Source organism: Phaeobacter cretensis (assembly GCF_047372505.1).
GTDB classification, from domain to species: domain Bacteria; phylum Pseudomonadota; class Alphaproteobacteria; order Rhodobacterales; family Rhodobacteraceae; genus Phaeobacter; species Phaeobacter cretensis.
In genome coordinates this window covers 3,796,017-3,816,112 of the sequence record NZ_JBKBEU010000001.1, presented here as the reverse complement: position 1 = coordinate 3,816,112, position 20,096 = coordinate 3,796,017, and the positions used below count along the sequence as shown (strand labels likewise).

Genomic DNA, 20,096 nt, shown 5'->3' with positions numbered 1-20,096 from the left:
TCAGCCTCCTGGTGTCAGGAAAGAGCGGTCGCTCTCACCAGTGATGAAATCAACGATTTCCTGCACATATTCACTGTCACTCTCTGCGCCAAGACGACGCGCACGCTCCTGAAAGGTGCCTTCGCCCTGCGCGAGCATCTGGAATGCCGCCCGGAGCGCGGTAATATCTGAACGCTGCACGCCGCGCCGTTTGAGACCAACCAAATTCAGCCCATCCAACTCACCGCGCGGTGCCTGCACCAGACCGTAAGGAATGACATCATTGGTGACCATGGTAACCGCGCCGATGATAGCCCCGTGACCAATACGCACCCATTGATGGATACCCGAGAGACCACCTATGATGACATCGTCTTCCAGCACGCAATGGCCTGCTACCGCCGCGGAGTTCACAACAATCACACGGTCGCCGATCTGCGCATCGTGAGCAATATGGCAACCTGCCATAAACAGACCGTCATCGCCGATACGGGTCACTCCGCCACCGCCCTCGGTTCCAGCGTTAACCGTCACATGTTCACGGATGCGATTGCGCTTGCCAATCACCGTTTTACAGCGCTCGCCCTTGAACTTCAGATCCTGTGGGATCTCTCCCAGAACCGCGAAGGAGAACACCGTTGTATCCTCTCCAATCTCGGTATCACCAGCGATCACAACATGGGATTTCAGCTCTACCCGGTCGCCAAGCACGGCGTCAGGGCCAATAAGGCAGAAAGGGCCAATGACGCAATCCACGCCAATTCGGGCTCCCTCTTCGACCACCGCGCTCGGATGGATCCGGGTCATTTGCGTCAATCCTTTTGTACGTCGATCATCGCCGAAAACTCGGCTTCGGCGGCGGTTTCGCCATCGACGGTCGCAACGCCCTTGAATTTGAAGATTTTGCCGCCCGGTTTGCCACGGGTGGTTTCCACATGCATTTTCAGCACATCACCGGGGATCACCTTGCGACGGAATTTACACTTATCGATATTCATGAAGTAGATCAGCAGCTCAGTGTCGATCATATCCATGCCAACACCCAGCATCACACCTGCGGTTTGCGCCATGGCCTCGACGATGGTGACGCCGGGCATGATAGGTGTGCCCGGAAAATGGCCCTGAAAATGGGGCTCGTTCATGGTCACATTTTTGATGCCACACGCCGACGAATATCCATCGATGTCGACCACCTTGTCCACCAACAAAAACGGGTAGCGATGTGGCAGGATGCGCTGGATCAGATGAATGTCGGCGCTTTTCAGCTCGGTTGTCATTGCGGTTTTCCCGTTTTCTGAATGTTATCTATGTCCTAGCAACTGGCCACAGGTTCGGCAAGCCAGAGGCCAGCTCATGGGTGGATTGCCACCTCTTCGAAATATGTTGTGATCTGGTGACCGACGCAGCGTTATACGATTACTCGCCGTCCGTATCAAACGGGGTGTCGCGATTGTCCCCCAGAACTTCATTGATGCGCGCAATGGCTAAATCGGTGATATCGGCGGCATCAGCACTGAGAAAGACACTCGAATGCTCCAGAATAGCCCCAGCACCCGCCTCCGTCATGATCTGTTGCAATATGGGCAGTGATGCGGTGAAGAAATCACGCCGCGCATTATCACCCATCTTGTTGATATCACGCAGCTTTTGATCTTGATTGCGGCGGGTCTCCTGCACCTTCTTATCGAAGGCATCCGCAAGCGTTCGAAATGCTTCAGGATCCATGCTGCCGCGGCGATTGGTCAGATCCAATTCTTCGGCGCGCAGCTCAGCTTCAATCCGGCGGTTCTCAGCGGTCAGAACGGCCCCCTCCGCATCCAGTTCCTGCGTGATCCGCATACCAAACGCGCTCTCGGCAAAGAGACGATCGGACTGAATAGTCAGCAATCCAGTTTGTGGCGCACCCAATTGCAAAGTCTCTCCAACGGAAAACCCTCTGGTTGGAACCTCGGTCTCTTGTGCCGCTACGGGCTGGCACATTAGTGCGACCACCACAAGGCTGCGCGCAAAAGGCGCTGGCCAACCAGCCAGCGCCCTTTTGTGCCGTGCGTCCACAGCGCGCGTCATTGCGATCAGAACCGCGCCTGAAGCGTCAGGTCAAAGCTCTGCTCCTGGTCGAAGTCTTCCTTCTTGAGAGCCTTGGAGAAATTGAACCGCAAGGGACCAAACCCGGTTGTCCACAACAGCGAGAAACCGATGACATGACGATAGGAGCCGCCGCGACCAACGATGTTACCACCAGCAGCACCGGTGTCCGCGTTGTTCAGGCCCCAAAGGTTACCGACGTCATAGAACAGGCCACCACGCAAGCCGATTTCCTCAGGCAAACCCAGCGGGAATTCTGCGTCAAAGCGCGCCGCTGCATAATAGTTGCCGCCAAGGAAGTCGTTATACGCACCTCCACCACCGTTCGGTGATTGGTCCCGTGGTCCAATACCACCGGGCTCAAAGCCACGCAGGATACTGGGCGATAGAACAAAACGGTCGATGGAGCGGCTAAAGCCATCTCCCTGCCAAGAGAACGCGCCAGCCTCAATCGTAGCTCGCAATGTTACTTCTTCATTAAATACCCGGCGCTGAGCCACAAACTTCGCCGTGCTTCGCAGGTACTCAGAATCCCCACCAAGGCCTGCGTAGTCGGCACCAACCTGAATCATGTAGCCCGAATTGGGGTCCAGACCGTTGATACGGCTATCCACTGTATAGGTGAATCCGATAGCACTGGCGTTGATCGCCCCTTGATTGATCTCACTGCTCACTACGGGGCCCGCCAGCGGAATACCTGCTGAATCGTTGCCGCGGGTGATCATCTCATCTTCATCCCAGGTATACCGGACCTGAAGATTGCTGTTTTCCGAGGTCTGGAAGGTCAAGGCTGGCGAGAAGAAAGCGCGTTTGGTATCATAGAGCGCAAAACTAGAGTCTGTCTCAGACAATCCTAGATCCAAATCAAAGCGCAGATCGCGCCCCAGAAGATATGGTTCAGTAAAGCCAAGGGTATATTCTTCAGCGTCCTGCGCGGTGGAAACATTGAACGACAGGCGTTGACCGCGACCAAGGAAGTTGTTTTCGGATAAGCCGAGACTGATACCGAAACCATCGTTTACAGAATAAGCACCACCAAGACTGATAGAGCCGGTTGGCTGTTCCTCGACGTCGACGTCGACAACGACTTCTCCCGTACTGCTGCCTTCCCGGACATCGACATCCGCATTTGCAAAGAACCCGAGTGCCCGGATACGCTCGGCGCTTTCACGGATCTCGCGAGGATTGAACGGATCACCTTCAACTGTTCGGAACTGTTGGCGGATGACACGGTCCAGTGTGGTTGTATTGCCTTCGATATCAATCCGTTCAACAAACACGCGCGGGCCACGGGTCAGAATAAACTCAACATCCAACGTCAGATCACGATCATTGCGACTAATCCGCGGCTCAGCCCGCAAGAAGTCGATCCCCTTACGGATGGCTAATGTCTCCAGGCGGCGGATCGCGTTTTCGACATTGGTCGGCGAATAGGTCACGCCGGGGCGAATTTTAAGAACCTTGCGGAATTCATCGGCGTCGGCCTCCGACATCTCGCTGGTGACCGAAATATCGCCAAATTCGAACTTCTGGCCTTCGGTAATATCAACCACCAAAAAAGCCGCATCGCGCTCTTCGGTCACTTCGGCATTAGTGCTGTTGATGCGCACATCAACATAGCCACGTGACAGATAGAAATCGCGCAGGACCTGTTTGTCGAATTCCAGACGATCTTCGATCAGAGTATCTGCGCGAATAAAGGTCCGTAGCAGACCTGCCTGTTTGGTCTCAAGTACCCGGCGCAGACGACGGTCTGAATAGACGCGGTTGCCAATAAAGGACACGCGCTCAACCTCGATGGTGTCGCCTTCGGAGATTTCGAACACCAAATCTACTCGGTTGTCGCTGCGTCGAATGATGCGCGGCGTCACAGTTGAGGCAAGCCGCCCCTGGGCGCCATAAGCCTCTGCAAGGTTGGAGGCATCGCGCTCCGCGACGGTCGGGTTAAAGACCCGACGCGGCGCCGATTCGATCAACGCCAGCATCGCTTCGTCCTTGATGCGGCGGTTGCCCTCAAAGCTGATTTTGTTGATGGTTGGGAACTCTGTGACCTTGATCACCAGAGTATTGCCCTTCGGGACGATTTCAACGCTTTCAAACACACCGCTGTCCAGAATGCGCTGGTAGGCGTCATTGAGCTGCCCACCGCTAACACGTTGGCCACGTTCAATGCCCGTATAGGCCACAATTGTTGAGGTCTGGATGCGTTGATTACCCTCGACCTGAACATTTGAGAAACTGTAGCTCTGCGCCGAAGCCGTTTCTGGCGTCAGGACAAATCCCAAGGCAACAGCCAATGCAGCAGCAGATACGTTTCTATACAAAATGTTGACGCCAAATTTGCGTCCTCCACAGGATGTACCTGTGTGCTTCCCCCGAACCATCAGTCAAAACCCGATCTTTTTAACAGCTAATCCGTGCGTATCGGGTTTATCAGCGCTTGTCAAAAACAACAAAAAGGCGCGCGGGTATGACCCGCGCGCCTGATAGCTTGCAACAGCTTGAAAACTCAGAGACTGCCGATCCAAGCGCCCGCTATCAGTGCTCCCAAAATCGTCGCCACCGACACGGCACGGTCCCAGTTCAGGCGCACAAGTAGGCCAAGTCCATTATTGGTAATGCGCAGGCTGCTCATAGCGTCCACTCTCCCGTTATCAAAAATGATCCCACATCCGCCACAGCCGCGCCGCGATCTGCGACGCCACTGCCCACCGGCGGCTTACCAAAGGATTAACAAGGGAATGTGGCGACAGTTGGGCGCACAGGTCGCGCCACCATCAAAAGGAACCGACCGAGACAATCCCGGTCGGAGAAATCGCCTGACTAAATTAGCAGAAGATGTCGTTGAAGAGCGCAAACATCATCAGGCTTAGGATCGCAGCAATACCAACAGTCATAAGGATCCGCATGACCGCATCATTGGGTGGCTTACCCGTGACTGCTTCGTAGGCGTAAAATACCAGATGACCACCATCCAGTGCCGGGATCGGGAACAAGTTCAACAGCCCGACTGCCGTCGAAAGCACCGCAATAAATTGGATAAAACTCGCCAACCCCTGGCTAGCCATCGCGCCTGAGGTTTCCGCAATGCCTATCGGGCCGGACAGATTGCAAGTGCTGATTGCTCCGGTGATCATATGCATCAAACCGGAGATCGACATCTCGACAACGCCCCAGACTTGCGCGGTCCCTGCGCCAAATGCCTCACCAACACCGACGGTTTCCGTCGCAGGATAAAACGCGAGCCCGCCTGCGATACCCATGCGCCAGCGTGTGGCAAAACCGCCGTCAGGGAGAGGCTCATCAACACGGCGCGGTGCCAGAGCCATTTCAAACTCTTCACCGGCACGCCACACGTTCAGCAACAGAACCTTACCCTCTGCGCTCTCTACCGCGCGTTTCAGTTGGTCGAAGGCAAAAATCGGCGTGCCATCCACACCCGTAATCACGTCACCCGGTTGCAGATCAATGTCGGAAGCAGCACTGCGTGGTGCAATACCACGCACATGGGGTGGCCATGGATAGGGGCCCATCACCTCTTCCGGCTGACCATTACGCAACACGGTATAGGTCAGCGGCTGCTGTTCCGGAACAGAATCGCGGAACGTTGCAAATGCAGTTCTATTCTCTAGCGACGGCACGTCTACGCCGTCGATTTGCAACAGCGAATCGCCTTCGCGCAGCTCTGTTTGCAAACCAGGCAGCGGTACCAGACGATCCACGGTGAGCGGATCACGCGTGGTGCCCTGCATCAAGAATACGCCGGTAAAAATCAACGCCGACATGATGAAATTGAACACCGGCCCTGCGGCAACAGTTGCTGAACGCGCCCAAAGCGGTGCCCCATGCATAGTGCGCCGTAGTGCCACCGGATCCGCGGCCACATCCGCCATCGCATCAACATCTTTACCTGAGGCCGCGTCAGCGTCACCGAGGAATTTCACGTAGCCACCGAAGGGCAACAATGCCACCTGCCAGCGAGTGCCATGTTTGTCGACGCGGCTGAAAAGAACCGGCCCGAACCCCAGCGAGAACACCTCGGCATGAATGCCAGACCAGCGTCCGACGATGTAGTGGCCATATTCATGCACCGCAACGATCACCGAAAGGGCGATCACAAAGCTGGCAATCACATAGAGATACCCGCCAAGCTGCGGAAAAAAGGAGACGAGATCCAAAGGCTTACCTTACGTATTCTAGAATTGTGTTGTCGACTTCTATACGGGCCAGATGGTCTGTGCGACGCACAGTATCAAGGGTCACCCCCTCATCTAGTCCACGATCCGTACTGTCAAAGTTATCAAGCACCTGGGATACAACGCTTGCCATATCCAGAAACCCAATGCGCCCGGCGATGAAGTGATCCAGCGCACGCTCCTTGGAGGCGTTAAAGACGGCACCCATCAGCCCACCCCGGGCCATCACATCATAGGCCAGTTGCAGCGCCGGATAACGGTTCAGGTCAGGCGCACGAAACGTCAGCTGTGCCAGCCGTGCCAGATCCAAACGGTCCACCGGCAGATCCCGCCGTTCCGGCCAGTGCAGCGCGTAACCAATGGCATGGCGCATATCCGGCGCTCCCAGATGTGCCATCAAGGCCCCGTCGCAAAAACCGACCAACGCATGAACGATGGACTCGGGGTGAACCACAACCTCAATCTGCTTCGGCTCAACACCAAAGAACTCTCTTGTTTCAATGACTTCCAAAGCCTTGTTGAACATAGATGCGCTGTCGATGGTGATCCGCTGCCCCATGTCCCAATTCGGGTGAGACGACGCCTGTGCCACCGTTGCCGTCTTCAGCTGTTCCATCGGCCAATCGCGAAAGGCCCCGCCCGAAGCGGTGATGACAACACGCTCTACGGCAGAGATATCTTCACCGACCAACCCCTGAAACACAGCTGAATGCTCACTATCTACGGGCAAGAGCCGCGCGTTATGGGACTTGGCTGTCTCCAACAACAGTGCTCCGGCGCAGACCAGCGACTCCTTATTGGCCAGCGCCAAGGTAGCGCCCTGTTTCAGAGCCTCCAGTCCGGGTGCCAGACCAGCGGCCCCTACGATGGCTGACATAACCCAATCAGCGGGGCGTGTCGCAGCCTCTGCCAAAGCTGCCTGCCCTGCGGCAGCCGCGACCCCCGATCCGGCAAGAGCGGCCTGTAGCGCTGGCAGGTGATCATCATAGGCGGTAACGGCAATATCGGCGCGTAGCTCAATGGCATCCTGCGCCAACTGAGCGATATTCGCACCGCCCGTCAAAGCAACCACATCATAGTCACCCGGAGCCCGCCGGATCAGGTCAATTGTATTCTGACCAATGGATCCGGTAGCCCCGAAAATCGAGAGCTTTCGCATTACGTCGCACCGCCAGGCAGACCCCAAAGACTAAGCACCATCAGCACCATCGCTGCAGCACCCAACATACCGTCAAATCGGTCAAACAAGCCGCCGTGCCCAGGGATAAGCCCGCTGGAATCCTTGACGCCCATCTTCCGCTTAAGCGCGCTTTCAGCAACATCGCCGGCCTGGCTTGCCATAGAGACCAGCACTGACAGCATGATCACACCAAATCCAAGCGAAGCCTGCGCGGCAAAAACAGCTCCAACAACCGCTGCCGCTGCCCAGCCAGCGGATGTTCCGGACCAGGTCTTTTTTGGACTGACACGTGGCCAGAATTTCGGCCCGCCAAAGATTTTACCCGCGAAATAGCCCGCGATATCCGTGGCAACCACCACCGAGATAAGCCAGATCATCCAATCCAGCCCCAATGCACTGCGCATCCAGATGAAAGCATAGGCCGCAAACAAGGCCCAAAGCGCGAAACCCAGATAGATGGCCCGGCGAGCGGATAGCGCTGCCGCACCAACAATCGCAGGTACAAACAGCAGACATACTGCCCAATTGCCCGCCATCAATGCCGCCGCCAGAACCGCACCCATTGACAGAACACCCAACGGCAGCGCCAGACCCTGACGATCTGGTGCAACCATACGCATCAATTCCCAGATCATACCGCCGCATGATGCGGCTATCAGCAGATCGAAAACCACGCCACCGCGCCAGACAGCCCAGCCCCCGAGAAGGACCATCACTATGGCAGAAATCAGTCGGGGCATCAGATCGGCCCACCGCCCTGCGCTGCTCATATCTTCACCGCTCCAAAACGCCGATCACGTTGGCCGTAGCTGCGGCACAGCCGGTCCATATCCTCTGCGGTAAAATCCGGCCAGAGCGTGTCGATGAACTCATATTCGGCATAGGCCGACTGCCACAGCAGAAAATTGGAAATCCGGGCTTCTCCGCTTGTGCGAATGACCAGATCAGGGTCAGGCAACACGTGGGTATCCAGATACCGCGGCAGAGTTTCCTCATCCACGTCAGCTGGATTAAGCCTGCCTGCGGCGACATCCTCAGCCAAACGCTTGGTGGCGCGTGCCACCTCGTCGCGGCTGCCGTAATTCAGAGCGATAGTCAGATGGGTACCATCATTGCACGCTGTCTCCCGCTCAAGCTGGTCCATCAGGGTGACCAGCTTGCTATCAAGCCGCACTCGGTCTCCAATAAAGCGCACCCGCACATTGCGTTGCGCCAGCGCTTTCATCTCCTTAGAGATATAGCGGCGGAACAGGCTCATAAGCCCTGCAACCTCAACCTGCGTACGCTTCCAGTTTTCAGTCGAGAAGGCGTATATGGTGAGGTACTTCACCCCTAAAGCAGGGCAGCACTCCACCACTTCGCGCACACGCTTGGCACCAGCATGATGGCCGAAAAGACGGGGGCGGCCCCGTGCCTGAGCCCAACGACCATTGCCATCCATGATGATAGCCACATGCTTTGGCCCTCGCTCAGGGGCGGAATCGCCTACATCCTGTGCCAGTGCGGTGTCTGTACTCTGTGACATATGCAGGTGTCAGACCTGCATAATTTCGGCTTGTTTCGTTTCCAGCGCTGAATCGACGACTTTGATCATCTTGTCGGTCAGTTCCTGAACTTCACCTTCCCACAACTTCTGATCGTCCTCGGACATCCCGTCAGCCTTGGCTTTTTTGATCTGATCCATCCCGTCGCGACGCACATTGCGCACTGAGACGCGAGCGTGTTCGGCGTATTGACCCGCCACTTTTGTCAAATCGCGGCGACGTTCTTCATTAAGCTCAGGGATCGGCAGCATGATAATGGTGCCGTTAAGTTGCGGATTAATGCCAAGACCAGATTCGCGGATGGCTTTTTCGACTTTACCAACCAGACCTTTGTCCCAGACATTGATGGTGACCATGCGCGGCTCGGGTACATTGACGGTGCCAACCTGATTGATGGGCGTCATTGAACCGTAGGCATCAACCATGACTGGCTCCAGCATCGTTGCCGAGGCACGACCGGTGCGCAGCGAGGCAAATTCGGTCTTGAGATTGGCCATGGCGCCATCCATCCGGCGCTGTAGATCATCGGTATCGAGAATAAATTCGTCAGACATTCTGCTCTCCCCTGACTTGAGGCGGTGTTTGCAACGCTCATAAGACATTGACGGGGCGTTGTATAGCGATCTTGCCGCAGATTTGCAGTGGTCATTGGGCAGATGCCGCAGCTAATCGGTCATCAACACGCCCAGATATTGATGGAATGCCTGCCCCAAAAACCACTCCTAAATCGTCATCTAAGAACGGAAAAACCGCGCGTCAGACATGAATCCGGACGCGCGGCTACACTATTCATAGGGATGTGAGACCGGCGATTAAGGCCACCTGTGCAAATTTATCCATGTACCTTGGTATAGGTGCCTTGACCCGCCAAAATACCTCGGAAACCGCCCGGCTCATCCAAGGGAAAGACCATCAGTGGCAGATTATTGTCCCGCGCCAGCGCAATCGCCGACGCATCCATCACCTTTAGACGCTTGGCCAAAACCTCATCATATGTGATGTCATCATAACGCACCGCGTCATCATGCTCTGCCGGATCCTTGTCATAGACGCCGTCGACGCCGTTCTTTCCCATAAAGATCGCTTCGCAGGCCATCTCATTGGCGCGCAGTGTGGCCGCCGTATCGGTGGTGAAATAGGGGTTTCCTGTGCCAGCCGCAAAAATGCAGACCCGTTTCTTTTCAAGGTGGCGCACTGCGCGGCGGCGGATATAGGGCTCTGCAACCTCATCCATGCGAATGGCAGAGATCACGCGCGTGAACACGCCGATCTCTTCGAGCGCCGACTGCATGGCCAGTGCGTTCATTACAGTCGCCAGCATCCCCATATAGTCCGCCGTGGTCCGTTCCATCCCCTGGGCAGACCCAGACAGGCCGCGGAAGATATTCCCGCCACCAATAACCATGCAGATCTCGACGCCCATATCACGCACGGTTTTCACCTCCTGCGCAATGCGCTGGACGGTCGGCGGGTGCAAACCAAACCCCTGGTCCCCCATCAGCGCTTCGCCTGAAATTTTCAGCATCACACGTTTATAGGTTGCCGCAGGCGTGGCCTCCGGCTGATCGTTGGTAAGGGGCATGTTGCGCTCCGGAATATGACGGGGTTACTTTGCGCGCAAAATGAAGCAAATCGGCGGCAGTATCAATGCGGCCTGACATGTTTTTCGGTAGTGTTTTGTGGCTATGCGCGACGTATCGAAGAACATCCTAAGAACAGGACACCGCTATGATGCCTCAAACCCCGTTGCCGGACATTCCGCCCCACCAGCCTGTTCTGATCGCCGGACCTACCGCGTCAGGCAAATCGGCGCTGGCATTGCGGATTGCCCAAGGCCAAGGCGGGGTGATCGTCAACGCGGATGCCAGCCAAGTCTATGATTGCTGGCGCGTGATCACCGCACGCCCCTCCGCGCAGGAAGAGGCGCTGGCCCCGCATTTGCTCTATGGGCATCAGCCCTACGATGCAGACTATTCCGTCGGCCATTGGCTGCGAGAGGTGCTGCCGCTGTTGGAGCAAGGCCCACGCCCCATCATCGTTGGCGGAACAGGCTTATACTTCACCGCTCTGACACAGGGATTGGCTGAGATCCCACCGACCCCAACAGAGGTCCGAAAGCAAGCAGATACCCTGTCGCTCGAAGAGATGCGTGCCGCATTGGACCATACCACCGCTGACCGGATCGACCTGCAGAACCGCGCCAGAGTGCAACGTGCCTATGAGGTGCTGACCACTACCGGCCGGGGGCTGGCAGACTGGCAGGCGGCCACGCCACCACCGCCGTTACCTATCGAAGATTGCACCCCGATCGTTTTTGACAGCGACAAAGATTGGCTCGAAGACCGCATTCGCCGCCGCTTTGACGCGATGATGGACGCAGGTGCGCTGGGAGAAATCGCAGCCATGCAAGAACGCTATGATCCCGCCCTTCCCTCTTGCCGGGCGATTGGCGTGCCAGAACTCATGGCGCACTACCAGGGGCAGATGGATGAGGATGAGGCCCGCGAACGCGCCTCAGTAGCGACCCGTCAGTTCGCCAAGCGCCAACGCACCTGGTTCCGCGCCCGGATGAAGGGATGGATTCCATATCGACCTGCTTAAGCACGATCTCAATGGTATCTCAGGTGGAGGAAAATCGACAAGACCACCGTGCTGATGCCGCCTGAAAATGTGTCTCTGTTGAATAAACTTAAAACACCTCAGCGTTTGTGCGATTTGCGCACCAATTAACCAAATATCAGGTAAATTACCTGCAATTCTATTAAATCATTAGGCATTTTTCGGCAAAAACTTGCCAGAATCGTTTTTTCATGGCCATTTGCGCCAACTGGAAATACGAGCAGCACATATCATACCATCCTATGCCTTTTGACCCCACCCATATCGGCGAGATCACTGTCGCACCGCTGTCACAGCTAACCCCCGATGGGTCCTGGCAAGTCGAGCTGGCACATGATCTGACCGAGAATCTCTTGATATGGATCACACGCGGTCAGGGACGGGTGTTTCTGAATGGTCAGCAACGTGGGTTTGGCCCCAACAGTGCAATCTTCGTTCCAGCCGGCACATTGTGGTCATTGGAATTGGGGCGACAGTGCATCGGGCAGGTGATGTCCGTTCCGGCCTCAACATCGATGGATTTCCCGGAAGTCGCCGATACTTTGCGCATTCCCGATGCGCAGGATCAAGCGGTTATCAACAGTATGTTTCAGGCCATGCAGGCGGAACAAAACGACCGACCGACGCTCTGGTACCGGGCAATGCAAGCCCATGGCACGTTGATCGCAATTCATATCCGTCGCCTTACGGCGGGCCGAAACAGTACAATCTCCAAGCCAACCGCAGCGCAGCGACTGGCACAAGGGTATTGCAGCCGGATCGTGGAGTGCTACGCGCAACATGCGAGCATGGCCGATCACGCTGCCGCGTTGAATGTAACTCCGACCCACCTGACACGTGTTTGCAAGTCAGAGACCGGAAAAACGGCAGGTGCTTTGCTGACGGAGCGTCTGCTCCATGCAGCGCGCAGCCTGCTGATCACTTCAGAATTACCCATGCGCGATATTGCTGCGAGCCTTGGTTTTGGCAGTGCAGCTTATTTCACTCGATTCATTACCCAGCACACCGGCGAAACGCCCAGCCGTCTGCGTAAGCAAGCCCGCGACAAGCTGAAACGAACCGGCTGATCTAAAGGCTGGGTTCGCCTCCCTGCCCTTGTACAAAATCGGGTTCGACCTATTGCCTCACGGCGACGTAATTCGACATATTGCAATCGCCCTGTATACTGAGCTTAGTTGCCCTTCCGCAGTGTAGAACATTGGCTGCGAGTCACCCCGAAACATGGTGGTCAGCAAAGACATAAGACTAGGCACATATGCCCAGTACTAAGCCTTTCGGATAGATACCTCGGCCCAAAAACGCAAAACCGACACCAAAAATGTCGCAAATTCCACATGAAGCGTCGATATCTTCCGTTGACCTCATCTCCGATCTGGGGCCGAATAGCCAGACGGGGAAACAATCGTTGAACACAGCACCACAAACGGCTTCGCCACATCTGATTGGCCGGCCGTCCCAAAACAAAAGACCTTGCGGTGCAACAGGGAGAGCCACATGACAAAAGACACCATCACCGGGACTGATATCCACCCGGCGGCAAAGATGTATGCGACAGAAACCCTTGCTGGGAAAATGGACCGACGCGAATTCATGGCCCGCGCCACCGCGCTCGGCGTCAGTGCCTCCGCCGCTTACGGGCTGATCGGTCTCGACAGCCCGGTCCAGGCCGCAGGTCACATGAAAGAAGGCGGTACCATTCGCTGCCAGATGGAAGTCCGCCCACTGAAAGATCCGCGCACCTATGACTGGTCGCAGATGGGCAACCTGACCCGTGGCACCATGGAGTATTTGGTCGAATACAACAACGATGGCTCCATGCGGGGCATGCTGCTTGACAGCTGGGAAATCAACGATGATGCCACCGTCTACACCCTCAATGTCCGCAAGGGCGTGAAGTGGAACAACGGCGATGACTTCACCGCCGAAGATGTCGCGCGCAATATCGCAGGCTGGTGTGACAAAGGCATGGAAGGCAACTCCATGGCCGGCCGTTTCGGCACACTTGTGGACGGGAACACCAACAAGGCCATTGAGGGCGCAGTCGAAGTCGTCGATAGCCACACCGTGCGCCTGAACCTGCCGACCTCCGATATTTCACTGATCCCCGGCATGGCGGACTACCCGGCGGCGATTGTCCACTCCAGCTTCCAAACCGATGACTTCACCGCCAATGTGGGCACCGGTCCCTATGTTCTGAGCGAACTTGAGGTTGGCGTTAAGGCCGCTTTGGATCGCAATCCCGATCACACCTGGTGGGGCGAAGAGGTCTTTGGCCGCCCTGCCCTGGATCGAATCGAATACACCGACTTTGGCACAGATTCTTCCTCCTGGCTGGCCGCGCTGGAATCGGATGAAGTCGACATGCTGTATGAATCCGTTGGTGAATTCATCGACGTGATGGACGGCCTTGGCTATGTGAAGTCCGAAGTGGTCACCATGTCCACCATCGTGGTTCGCCCCAACCAGCTGGCGGAAGTGGACGGCAAAAAGCCCTATGCCGACAAGCGCGTGCGCCAGGCCATCGCTATGGCGGTCGACAACAACGTCTGTCTGGAGCTCGGCTATGGCGGTCGCGGCCAGCCTGCGGAAAACCACCACGTCGGCCCGATCCATCCCGAATATGCCGAACTGCCAGCCCGCAAGGTCGATCCCGCAGCAGCAAAGGCGTTGATGGAAGAAGCCGGCATGATGGATTTCGAGCATGAAATCATCTCCATCGATGATGACTGGCGCAAGAACACCACCGACGCCGTGGCCGCACAGCTGCGCGATGCTGGTTTCAAGGTCAAACGCACCGTGCTGCCCGGCTCAACCTTCTGGAACGATTGGGTGAAATACCCGTTCAGCTCCACCAACTGGAACCATCGCCCACTCGGCGTACAAATTCACGCGCTGGCCTATCGCACCGGTGAGGCCTGGAACGAATTCGGCTGGTCCAACGAGGAATTCGACGGGCTGCTGGCCGAAGCACTGTCCATTGCCGATGCCGACAAACGGCGCGAGGTCATGAGCAAGATGGAAGCCATCATCCAGGATGAAGGTGTCACCATCCAGCCCTACTGGCGCTCGCTCTATCGCCACATGCGCGAAGGTGTCGGCGGTGCGGAAATGCACATCTCCTTTGAGCATCACCACTACAAATGGGGTTGGTCCGCCTGATCTGTCCGGGTCAAATCAGCCACCGGCCTGCCCCCTTCGGGGCAGGCTGTCAGCCCAAACGCACAGCTGGCCGATAGGGCCAAATCGGCCAAGCAGGCGCAGTATATCTGACTCTCCGCGGCCTTCGCTCTGCGTGACAGACCAACAGGACATTTCATGGGACTCTTCATTCTGCGCCGCACGGGCGTGATGATCCTGACGGCGCTCTGCCTCACCTTCATCGTGTTCACTCTGACCAATCTCTATCCGAACCTCGAAAAACTGGCGAAGACGGAAGGCAACTTCCGTATGTCGGACGAAGCCGTCGCCAGCTGGCTCGACAAAAACGGCTACTTGCAACCGATGCCGGTCAAATATGGCCAGTGGCTGGGTGTGTTGCCAGGCTGGACGGCCGACAGCGATGACGGTGTAACCGGGCGCTGCATTGCAGGCACCGCAACCCCGGAAGAGGCTGCCGCTGCCCCGACATTCTGTGGTGTCTTGCAGGGCGACTGGGGCTATTCCACGAGGTTTAAGGACGAGGTCTGGAATATTATCGAAACCCGCCTCGGCAACACTGCCGTTCTCATGATGTGGGTACTTATCCTGATGGTGCCATCCGCACTACTCATCGGGGTTCTTGCTGGCATGCGTGAAGGTTCGGTTACGGACCGGTCACTTTCCACCGCATCGATCCTGACCACTGCGACCCCTGAATATGTTTCAGGCGTGATCTTCATAGCGGTGTTCACCTCCTCGGCAGTTGGTCTCAAATGGTTCAAGGGCACTGCGACCTCGGCGATGAAAGAGCCGACCTTTGAAAACTTCTTTTTGCCGGTGGCAACCATTGCGCTTTATGGGATCGGCTATATCGCCCGCATGACCCGCGCATCCATGACCGAAGTGATGACGGCGCAATATATCCGCACAGCCCGGCTCAAGGGGGTGAGCTTTCCCAAAATCGTCATGCGCCATGCCTTACGAAACGCGCTGATTGCGCCCTTCACAGTAATCATGCTTCAATTCCCGTGGCTTCTTAACGGCGTGGTGATTGTTGAGACCCTGTTCAACTACAAGGGATTTGGCTGGGCGCTGGTCGAGGCCGCAGGCAACAATGACATCGAACTTCTACTCGGTGTTTCCGTCGTCTCGGTCGTCGTGGTCCTGCTCACGCAGCTGATCTCCGACATTGGCTATGTCTACCTTAACCCACGCATCCGGATTTCCTGAAGGAGGAACACTACATGGACCCTCTCAGCTGGACCGGGAGTCTCTCATTTCTAAACCCAGTGCTGATCCTTGGATTGGCCGCACTGGCACTGTCCATCGTTGGCTGGCTCGCACTCAGCATGGTGGCAACCGCCCAAACCTCAATGGTGAATGCCCACGGTATCGCAGGCCTAGCCGCCACCCCTGATATCCTGGCCGGACGGGCAGTGCGCTACAGTTTTCTAACCGTCACTGGCGTGGTACTGGTTTATATCGTCTTCGGGATCCTGTTTGGAGCCACAGGCGGTATCATCGGCGCAATGGTGCGGCTGCTTTTGCCGGTTTGGATTGCCCTTGTGGTGACCTTTGCCCTATCGATCACATTCAAGCGGCGTCTCGGACTATACGGTAAGCTGTTTGACAGCCCCATTGGCATGATCGGCTTTGGCTTGGTGATGTTCTGGGTCTTCACCGGCATCTTGGGTGCCATGGACCTGATTGCGCCGCATGATGCGCTGGCGCAGGTCTCCGGTCTCAAAAACAAGATTCCGGGCACGCCACTGCCGGGAGCAGAGGCCGACAGTGGTATAGCCGCATGGTATCTGCTTGGTGGTGACAACCTTGCGCGCGATGTCTTCAGCCGCCTAATCGATGGCGCATGGGTGGTGGTGCAGATCGCACCACTCGCGACATTGTTTGCCTTTATGGTTGGCATCACGCTGGGGTTGCCTGCAGGCTACTATGGCGGCATGTGGGATACGGTATTGTCCTTTATGGCGAACCTGATCCTGGCCTTTCCAGTGATCCTGTTGTTCTACCTGCTTGTAACACCCGAAATCATCGCAACTGGCCTGCCGCAATATATCGCTGTGGTTCTGTTTGCCTTTCCGTTGATCTTTGTCGGAGTGTTGATCCACTCAAGGTTCCGCACCCGGCCGCAGCACAATGCCAAATGGCTCGCTGTCGTGCTGATCCCCGGCTTGTTGGCCTATCTGTCTTTGATCAATGAATCCGGTTCTAAAATCGACTTCTGGCCGATTGATCTGTTTGACGTGCCCGGCGGCATTCTGGTGGTTTTTGTCTCCGTGGTCTTTGTGAACTCCCCTACCGTGTTCCGTATCGTTCGGGGCCTAACCATGGACATCAAGACACGCGATTACGTCGCTGCCGCCCAGACGCGTGGTGAGCGCCCATGGTACATCATGCTGTGGGAAATCCTGCCAAATGCACGTGGCCCGCTGATCGTCGATTTCTGCCTGCGCATCGGCTACACCACCATCCTTCTGGGAACTTTGGGATTTTTCGGGCTGGGCTTGCCGCCGGAAAGCCCAGACTGGGGCAGCACTATCAATGACGGTCGCAAGCTGTTGTCGATTTACCTGCACCCGCCTCTGCCGCCTGCGTTGGCGCTGCTGAGCCTCGTTCTCGGCCTCAACCTTCTGGCCGATGGCCTGCGTGAAGAAAGCCTGCGCGACTAATCAAAGCCTGCCGGGGGCGATGCCCCCGGCCCCCGAGATATTCTGGGCAAGCCGAGACCGATAAAGGCCTCAGCCAGCCCACCAGGGAGACCAAGATGAACAAACTGGCAGATTATGACGGCCCGATCCTGGAAATCGACAAGCTGTCGATCTCCTTCTTTACCCGCCTGCGGGAAATCCCGGCGGTAATGGATTTTTCTGTTGCCGTGCAACCCGGCGAAGCCGTGGGTCTGGTTGGTGAATCCGGATGCGGTAAATCCACTGTGGCGCTTGGCGTCATGCAGGACCTCGGCAAGAACGGACGCATCGTCGGCGGCAGTATCAAATTCAAGGGCCGCGATCTGGCCACACTGAGCCCGGATGAGCTGCGCGATATTCGCGGCAATGAGATTGCGATGATCTATCAGGAGCCGATGGCATCGCTGAACCCGGCTATGAAAATCGGCAAACAGCTGATGGAAGTGCCGATGATCCACGAAGGTGTCAGCAAGGATGAGGCCTACAATCGTGCGCTGGAGGTGGTAACCGATGTGCGCCTGCCGGACCCGGAGCGGATGCTCAACTCATTTCCACATCAGCTATCAGGTGGCCAGCAACAACGCATTGTGATCGCCATGGCGTTGATGTCAAAACCATCGCTCCTGATCCTTGATGAACCCACAACCGCACTGGACGTGACCGTCGAAGCCGCCGTGGTCGAATTGGTCAAGGATCTGGGCAAGAAATACGGCACATCGATGCTGTTCATCTCGCACAATCTGGGGCTAGTTCTGGAAACCTGCGACCGTCTTTGCGTGATGTATTCCGGCGAAGCCGTCGAACGTGGCTCCATTCACGATGTATTCGACGAGATGCAGCACCCCTATACTCAGGCGTTGTTCCGGTCGATTCCACTGCCCGGCGCGGATAAGAACGCGCGGCCGCTTGTGGCCATTCCCGGTAATTTCCCCCTGCCCCATGAACGGCCTCCCGGCTGTAACTTCGGGCCGCGCTGCGATTATTTCGAAGCCGGGCGATGTGATGCACAAGACATCATGATGGCGCCGGTGCATGGGAATGACCGACATCATACCCGGTGCCTGCGCCATGACGAAATCGATTGGAATGCCCCAATAACCATTGGTGAGCAAAAGGAAAAACCGGACGTCGGTGATATCGTCCTCAAAATCGACGATCTGCGCAAATACTATGAAGTCTCGGCAAACGCGCTGTTTGACAGCGGTGCGCACAAAGTGGTGAAGGCCAATGAAACGCTAAGCTTTGAGGCCCGCGAAAGTGAGACTCTGGCCATCGTCGGTGAGAGTGGCTGCGGCAAATCCACCTTTGCCAAAGTGCTGATGGGTCTGGAGACCGCGACAGATGGCACAATCCAACTTGATGGCCAGAACATTGAATCCACGCCAATAGAACAGCGCGACACCCGCACCGTGTCCGATGTTCAGATGGTGTTCCAAAATCCCTTTGATACGCTGAACCCCTCGATGACTGTGGGCCGCCAAATCATGCGAGCGCTTGAAATCTTTGGCATTGGCGACAGCACAGCAGCCCGCAAAGAACGTATGCTGGAGCTGCTGGATCTGGTCAAACTCCCCCGCGCCTTTGCCGACCGGATGCCGCGTCAGCTCTCAGGCGGACAGAAACAGCGCGTTGGCATCGCCCGCGCCTTTGCAGGCGGTGCGCGGATTGTGGTCGCGGATGAACCCGTCTCCGCGTTGGACGTATCGGTTCAGGCGGCTGTCACCGATCTGCTGATGGAAATCCAGCGCAAGGAGAAAACCACACTGCTGTTCATCTCCCACGATCTCAGCATTGTGCGCTATCTCTCGGACCGTGTCATGGTCATGTATCTGGGCCATGTGGTGGAACTGGGCACGACCGATCAGGTCTTTGCCCCGCCCTATCACCCCTATACCGAGGCCCTGCTCAGTGCCGTACCGATTGCGGACACCAAGGTGGAGAAACGACATATCGTGCTTGAAGGGGATATCCCGTCAGCCATGAACCCGCCACCTGGCTGCCCCTTCCAGACCCGTTGCCGCTGGAAGTCCAAGGTTGAAGGCGGACTTTGCGAGCGCGAGGTGCCACCGGTTCGCATGCTGGAGGGCGGTCATCAGGTGAAGTGCCACCTCGGCGACGCCGAACTGAATGAAATGGAACCGGTCATAAAAGTCGCCGCCGAATAATCGGCGGCACGGCAGGTTTTATTTCATATGATTTTCGCAACGCCTGCCTGCGAACGGCAGGCGTTGGGCATGAAGATCACATCGGATTTCAACCCAATAACAGCATGACAATGATCAGCAGATTCATAGATGCAAATTGCATCAGACGCGGCATATCATGGCGACGCAGCACAGCATAGACCGCCAGCACAAGCGACCCAACGGCCCCCGCCATCGAGGCTCCACCAATCAGCAGTCCCATCAAACCGGTATTGGGTCCCCAAGGTGCACTCGGCGTATAGATGCCTTTCAGGCCGACGCCGATCAAAATACCAAGGATCGCCCCCGCCAGCGTGAACTCGACCCCACGTACCGCAAGCGGTGAACGATCTGCCATTACGCTGTCAACGATCTGTGGCGATGGGCCGGACTGCGGCTGCCATTGCATCTGGGTAAGACGTTCGTCAAAGCGTTTAAAAGACACCGGATATTCCTCTTCTGAAGCT

18 protein-coding genes are annotated in these 20,096 nt (G+C 56.5%); 6 read left to right on the top strand and 12 right to left on the bottom strand.

The window, feature by feature from the left end:
- The 11 genes from lpxA to pyrH form a co-directional block, all read right to left on the bottom strand.
- Positions 1–786 (bottom strand): acyl-ACP--UDP-N-acetylglucosamine O-acyltransferase, encoded by a 786-nt coding sequence (gene lpxA / locus ACEWZM_RS18055; protein ID WP_414007764.1) that lies wholly within the window; start codon positions 784–786, stop codon positions 1–3.
- 5 nt (positions 787–791) lie between these two features.
- Entirely contained in the window at positions 792–1,256 is a 465-nt protein-coding gene (gene fabZ / locus ACEWZM_RS18050) for a 3-hydroxyacyl-ACP dehydratase FabZ (protein ID WP_414007763.1), read from the bottom strand.
- A gap of 139 nt (positions 1,257–1,395) precedes the next feature.
- Positions 1,396–2,046 carry an OmpH/Skp family outer membrane protein gene (locus ACEWZM_RS18045; protein WP_414007762.1) on the bottom strand — a complete coding sequence of 217 codons (651 nt, stop codon included), beginning with the start codon at positions 2,044–2,046 and terminating at the stop codon, positions 1,396–1,398.
- Between the two features lie 5 nt (positions 2,047–2,051).
- Positions 2,052–4,448, bottom strand: a complete 2,397-nt coding sequence (gene bamA, locus ACEWZM_RS18040; protein ID WP_414007761.1) for an outer membrane protein assembly factor BamA — start codon at positions 4,446–4,448, stop codon at positions 2,052–2,054.
- 125 nt (positions 4,449–4,573) lie between these two features.
- A complete protein-coding gene (locus ACEWZM_RS18035; RefSeq protein WP_414007760.1) occupies positions 4,574–4,699 on the bottom strand; it encodes a hypothetical protein in 126 nt (41 codons plus the stop codon).
- Positions 4,700–4,892: 193 nt separating this feature from the next.
- A complete protein-coding gene (gene rseP / locus ACEWZM_RS18030; protein ID WP_414007759.1) occupies positions 4,893–6,242 on the bottom strand; it encodes an RIP metalloprotease RseP in 1,350 nt (449 codons plus the stop codon).
- 4 nt (positions 6,243–6,246) lie between these two features.
- On the bottom strand, positions 6,247–7,419 hold the full coding sequence (gene dxr, locus ACEWZM_RS18025) for a 1-deoxy-D-xylulose-5-phosphate reductoisomerase (protein ID WP_414007758.1): 1,173 nt from the start codon (positions 7,417–7,419) through the stop codon (positions 6,247–6,249).
- The gene (locus tag ACEWZM_RS18020) at positions 7,419–8,210 is read right to left on the bottom strand and encodes a phosphatidate cytidylyltransferase (protein WP_414007757.1); all 792 of its coding nucleotides are present in this window, start codon (positions 8,208–8,210) and stop codon (positions 7,419–7,421) included. The genes dxr and ACEWZM_RS18020 overlap by 1 nt, the downstream gene beginning before the upstream one ends.
- Entirely contained in the window at positions 8,207–8,965 is a 759-nt protein-coding gene (locus ACEWZM_RS18015) for an isoprenyl transferase (protein WP_414007756.1), read from the bottom strand. Before ACEWZM_RS18015 ends, ACEWZM_RS18020 begins: the two co-directional genes overlap by 4 nt.
- 9 nt (positions 8,966–8,974) lie before the next feature.
- A complete protein-coding gene (gene frr, locus ACEWZM_RS18010; RefSeq protein ID WP_414007755.1) occupies positions 8,975–9,538 on the bottom strand; it encodes a ribosome recycling factor in 564 nt (187 codons plus the stop codon).
- A 278-nt stretch (positions 9,539–9,816) separates the two neighbouring features.
- Positions 9,817–10,566 (bottom strand): UMP kinase, encoded by a 750-nt coding sequence (pyrH, locus tag ACEWZM_RS18005; RefSeq protein WP_414007754.1) that lies wholly within the window; start codon positions 10,564–10,566, stop codon positions 9,817–9,819.
- 146 nt (positions 10,567–10,712) lie between these two features.
- Between pyrH and miaA the strand changes: the two genes are divergently transcribed.
- From miaA to ACEWZM_RS17975, 6 genes are all read left to right on the top strand, one after another.
- The gene (gene miaA, locus ACEWZM_RS18000) at positions 10,713–11,585 is read left to right on the top strand and encodes a tRNA (adenosine(37)-N6)-dimethylallyltransferase MiaA (RefSeq protein WP_414007753.1); all 873 of its coding nucleotides are present in this window, start codon (positions 10,713–10,715) and stop codon (positions 11,583–11,585) included.
- A 260-nt stretch (positions 11,586–11,845) separates the two neighbouring features.
- On the top strand, positions 11,846–12,670 hold the full coding sequence (locus ACEWZM_RS17995; RefSeq protein WP_414007752.1) for an AraC family transcriptional regulator: 825 nt from the start codon (positions 11,846–11,848) through the stop codon (positions 12,668–12,670).
- A 427-nt stretch (positions 12,671–13,097) separates the two neighbouring features.
- Positions 13,098–14,762 (top strand): ABC transporter substrate-binding protein, encoded by a 1,665-nt coding sequence (locus tag ACEWZM_RS17990; RefSeq protein WP_414007751.1) that lies wholly within the window; start codon positions 13,098–13,100, stop codon positions 14,760–14,762.
- Between the two features lie 156 nt (positions 14,763–14,918).
- The gene (locus ACEWZM_RS17985; RefSeq protein WP_414007750.1) at positions 14,919–15,971 is read left to right on the top strand and encodes an ABC transporter permease; all 1,053 of its coding nucleotides are present in this window, start codon (positions 14,919–14,921) and stop codon (positions 15,969–15,971) included.
- 14 nt (positions 15,972–15,985) lie between these two features.
- The gene (locus ACEWZM_RS17980) at positions 15,986–17,428 is read left to right on the top strand and encodes an ABC transporter permease (RefSeq protein WP_414007749.1); all 1,443 of its coding nucleotides are present in this window, start codon (positions 15,986–15,988) and stop codon (positions 17,426–17,428) included.
- Positions 17,429–17,523: 95 nt separating this feature from the next.
- The gene (locus ACEWZM_RS17975; protein ID WP_414007748.1) at positions 17,524–19,611 is read left to right on the top strand and encodes a dipeptide ABC transporter ATP-binding protein; all 2,088 of its coding nucleotides are present in this window, start codon (positions 17,524–17,526) and stop codon (positions 19,609–19,611) included.
- An 88-nt stretch (positions 19,612–19,699) separates the two neighbouring features.
- On the opposite strand, the gene ACEWZM_RS17970 is transcribed toward ACEWZM_RS17975, so the two are convergent.
- Positions 19,700–20,074 carry a hypothetical protein gene (locus tag ACEWZM_RS17970; RefSeq protein ID WP_414007747.1) on the bottom strand — a complete coding sequence of 125 codons (375 nt, stop codon included), beginning with the start codon at positions 20,072–20,074 and terminating at the stop codon, positions 19,700–19,702.
- Between the last annotated feature and the right edge of the window lie 22 nt (positions 20,075–20,096).

Bases quoted from the DNA above. Each gene is read 5' to 3' on its own strand.
- lpxA (WP_414007764.1), bottom strand. From the start codon at position 786: ATGACCCGGATCCATCCGAGCGCGGTGGTCGAAGAGGGAGCCCGAATT.
- fabZ (WP_414007763.1), bottom strand. From the start codon at position 1,256: ATGACAACCGAGCTGAAAAGCGCCGACATTCATCTGATCCAGCGCATC.
- ACEWZM_RS18045 (WP_414007762.1), bottom strand. From the start codon at position 2,046: ATGACGCGCGCTGTGGACGCACGGCACAAAAGGGCGCTGGCTGGTTGG.
- bamA (WP_414007761.1), bottom strand. From the start codon at position 4,448: ATGGTTCGGGGGAAGCACACAGGTACATCCTGTGGAGGACGCAAATTT.
- ACEWZM_RS18035 (WP_414007760.1), bottom strand. From the start codon at position 4,699: ATGAGCAGCCTGCGCATTACCAATAATGGACTTGGCCTACTTGTGCGC.
- dxr (WP_414007758.1), bottom strand. From the start codon at position 7,419: ATGCGAAAGCTCTCGATTTTCGGGGCTACCGGATCCATTGGTCAGAAT.
- ACEWZM_RS18020 (WP_414007757.1), bottom strand. From the start codon at position 8,210: ATGAGCAGCGCAGGGCGGTGGGCCGATCTGATGCCCCGACTGATTTCT.
- ACEWZM_RS18015 (WP_414007756.1), bottom strand. From the start codon at position 8,965: ATGTCACAGAGTACAGACACCGCACTGGCACAGGATGTAGGCGATTCC.
- frr (WP_414007755.1), bottom strand. From the start codon at position 9,538: ATGTCTGACGAATTTATTCTCGATACCGATGATCTACAGCGCCGGATG.
- pyrH (WP_414007754.1), bottom strand. From the start codon at position 10,566: ATGCCCCTTACCAACGATCAGCCGGAGGCCACGCCTGCGGCAACCTAT.
- miaA (WP_414007753.1), top strand. From the start codon at position 10,713: ATGATGCCTCAAACCCCGTTGCCGGACATTCCGCCCCACCAGCCTGTT.
- ACEWZM_RS17995 (WP_414007752.1), top strand. From the start codon at position 11,846: ATGCCTTTTGACCCCACCCATATCGGCGAGATCACTGTCGCACCGCTG.
- ACEWZM_RS17990 (WP_414007751.1), top strand. From the start codon at position 13,098: ATGACAAAAGACACCATCACCGGGACTGATATCCACCCGGCGGCAAAG.
- ACEWZM_RS17985 (WP_414007750.1), top strand. From the start codon at position 14,919: ATGGGACTCTTCATTCTGCGCCGCACGGGCGTGATGATCCTGACGGCG.
- ACEWZM_RS17980 (WP_414007749.1), top strand. From the start codon at position 15,986: ATGGACCCTCTCAGCTGGACCGGGAGTCTCTCATTTCTAAACCCAGTG.
- ACEWZM_RS17975 (WP_414007748.1), top strand. From the start codon at position 17,524: ATGAACAAACTGGCAGATTATGACGGCCCGATCCTGGAAATCGACAAG.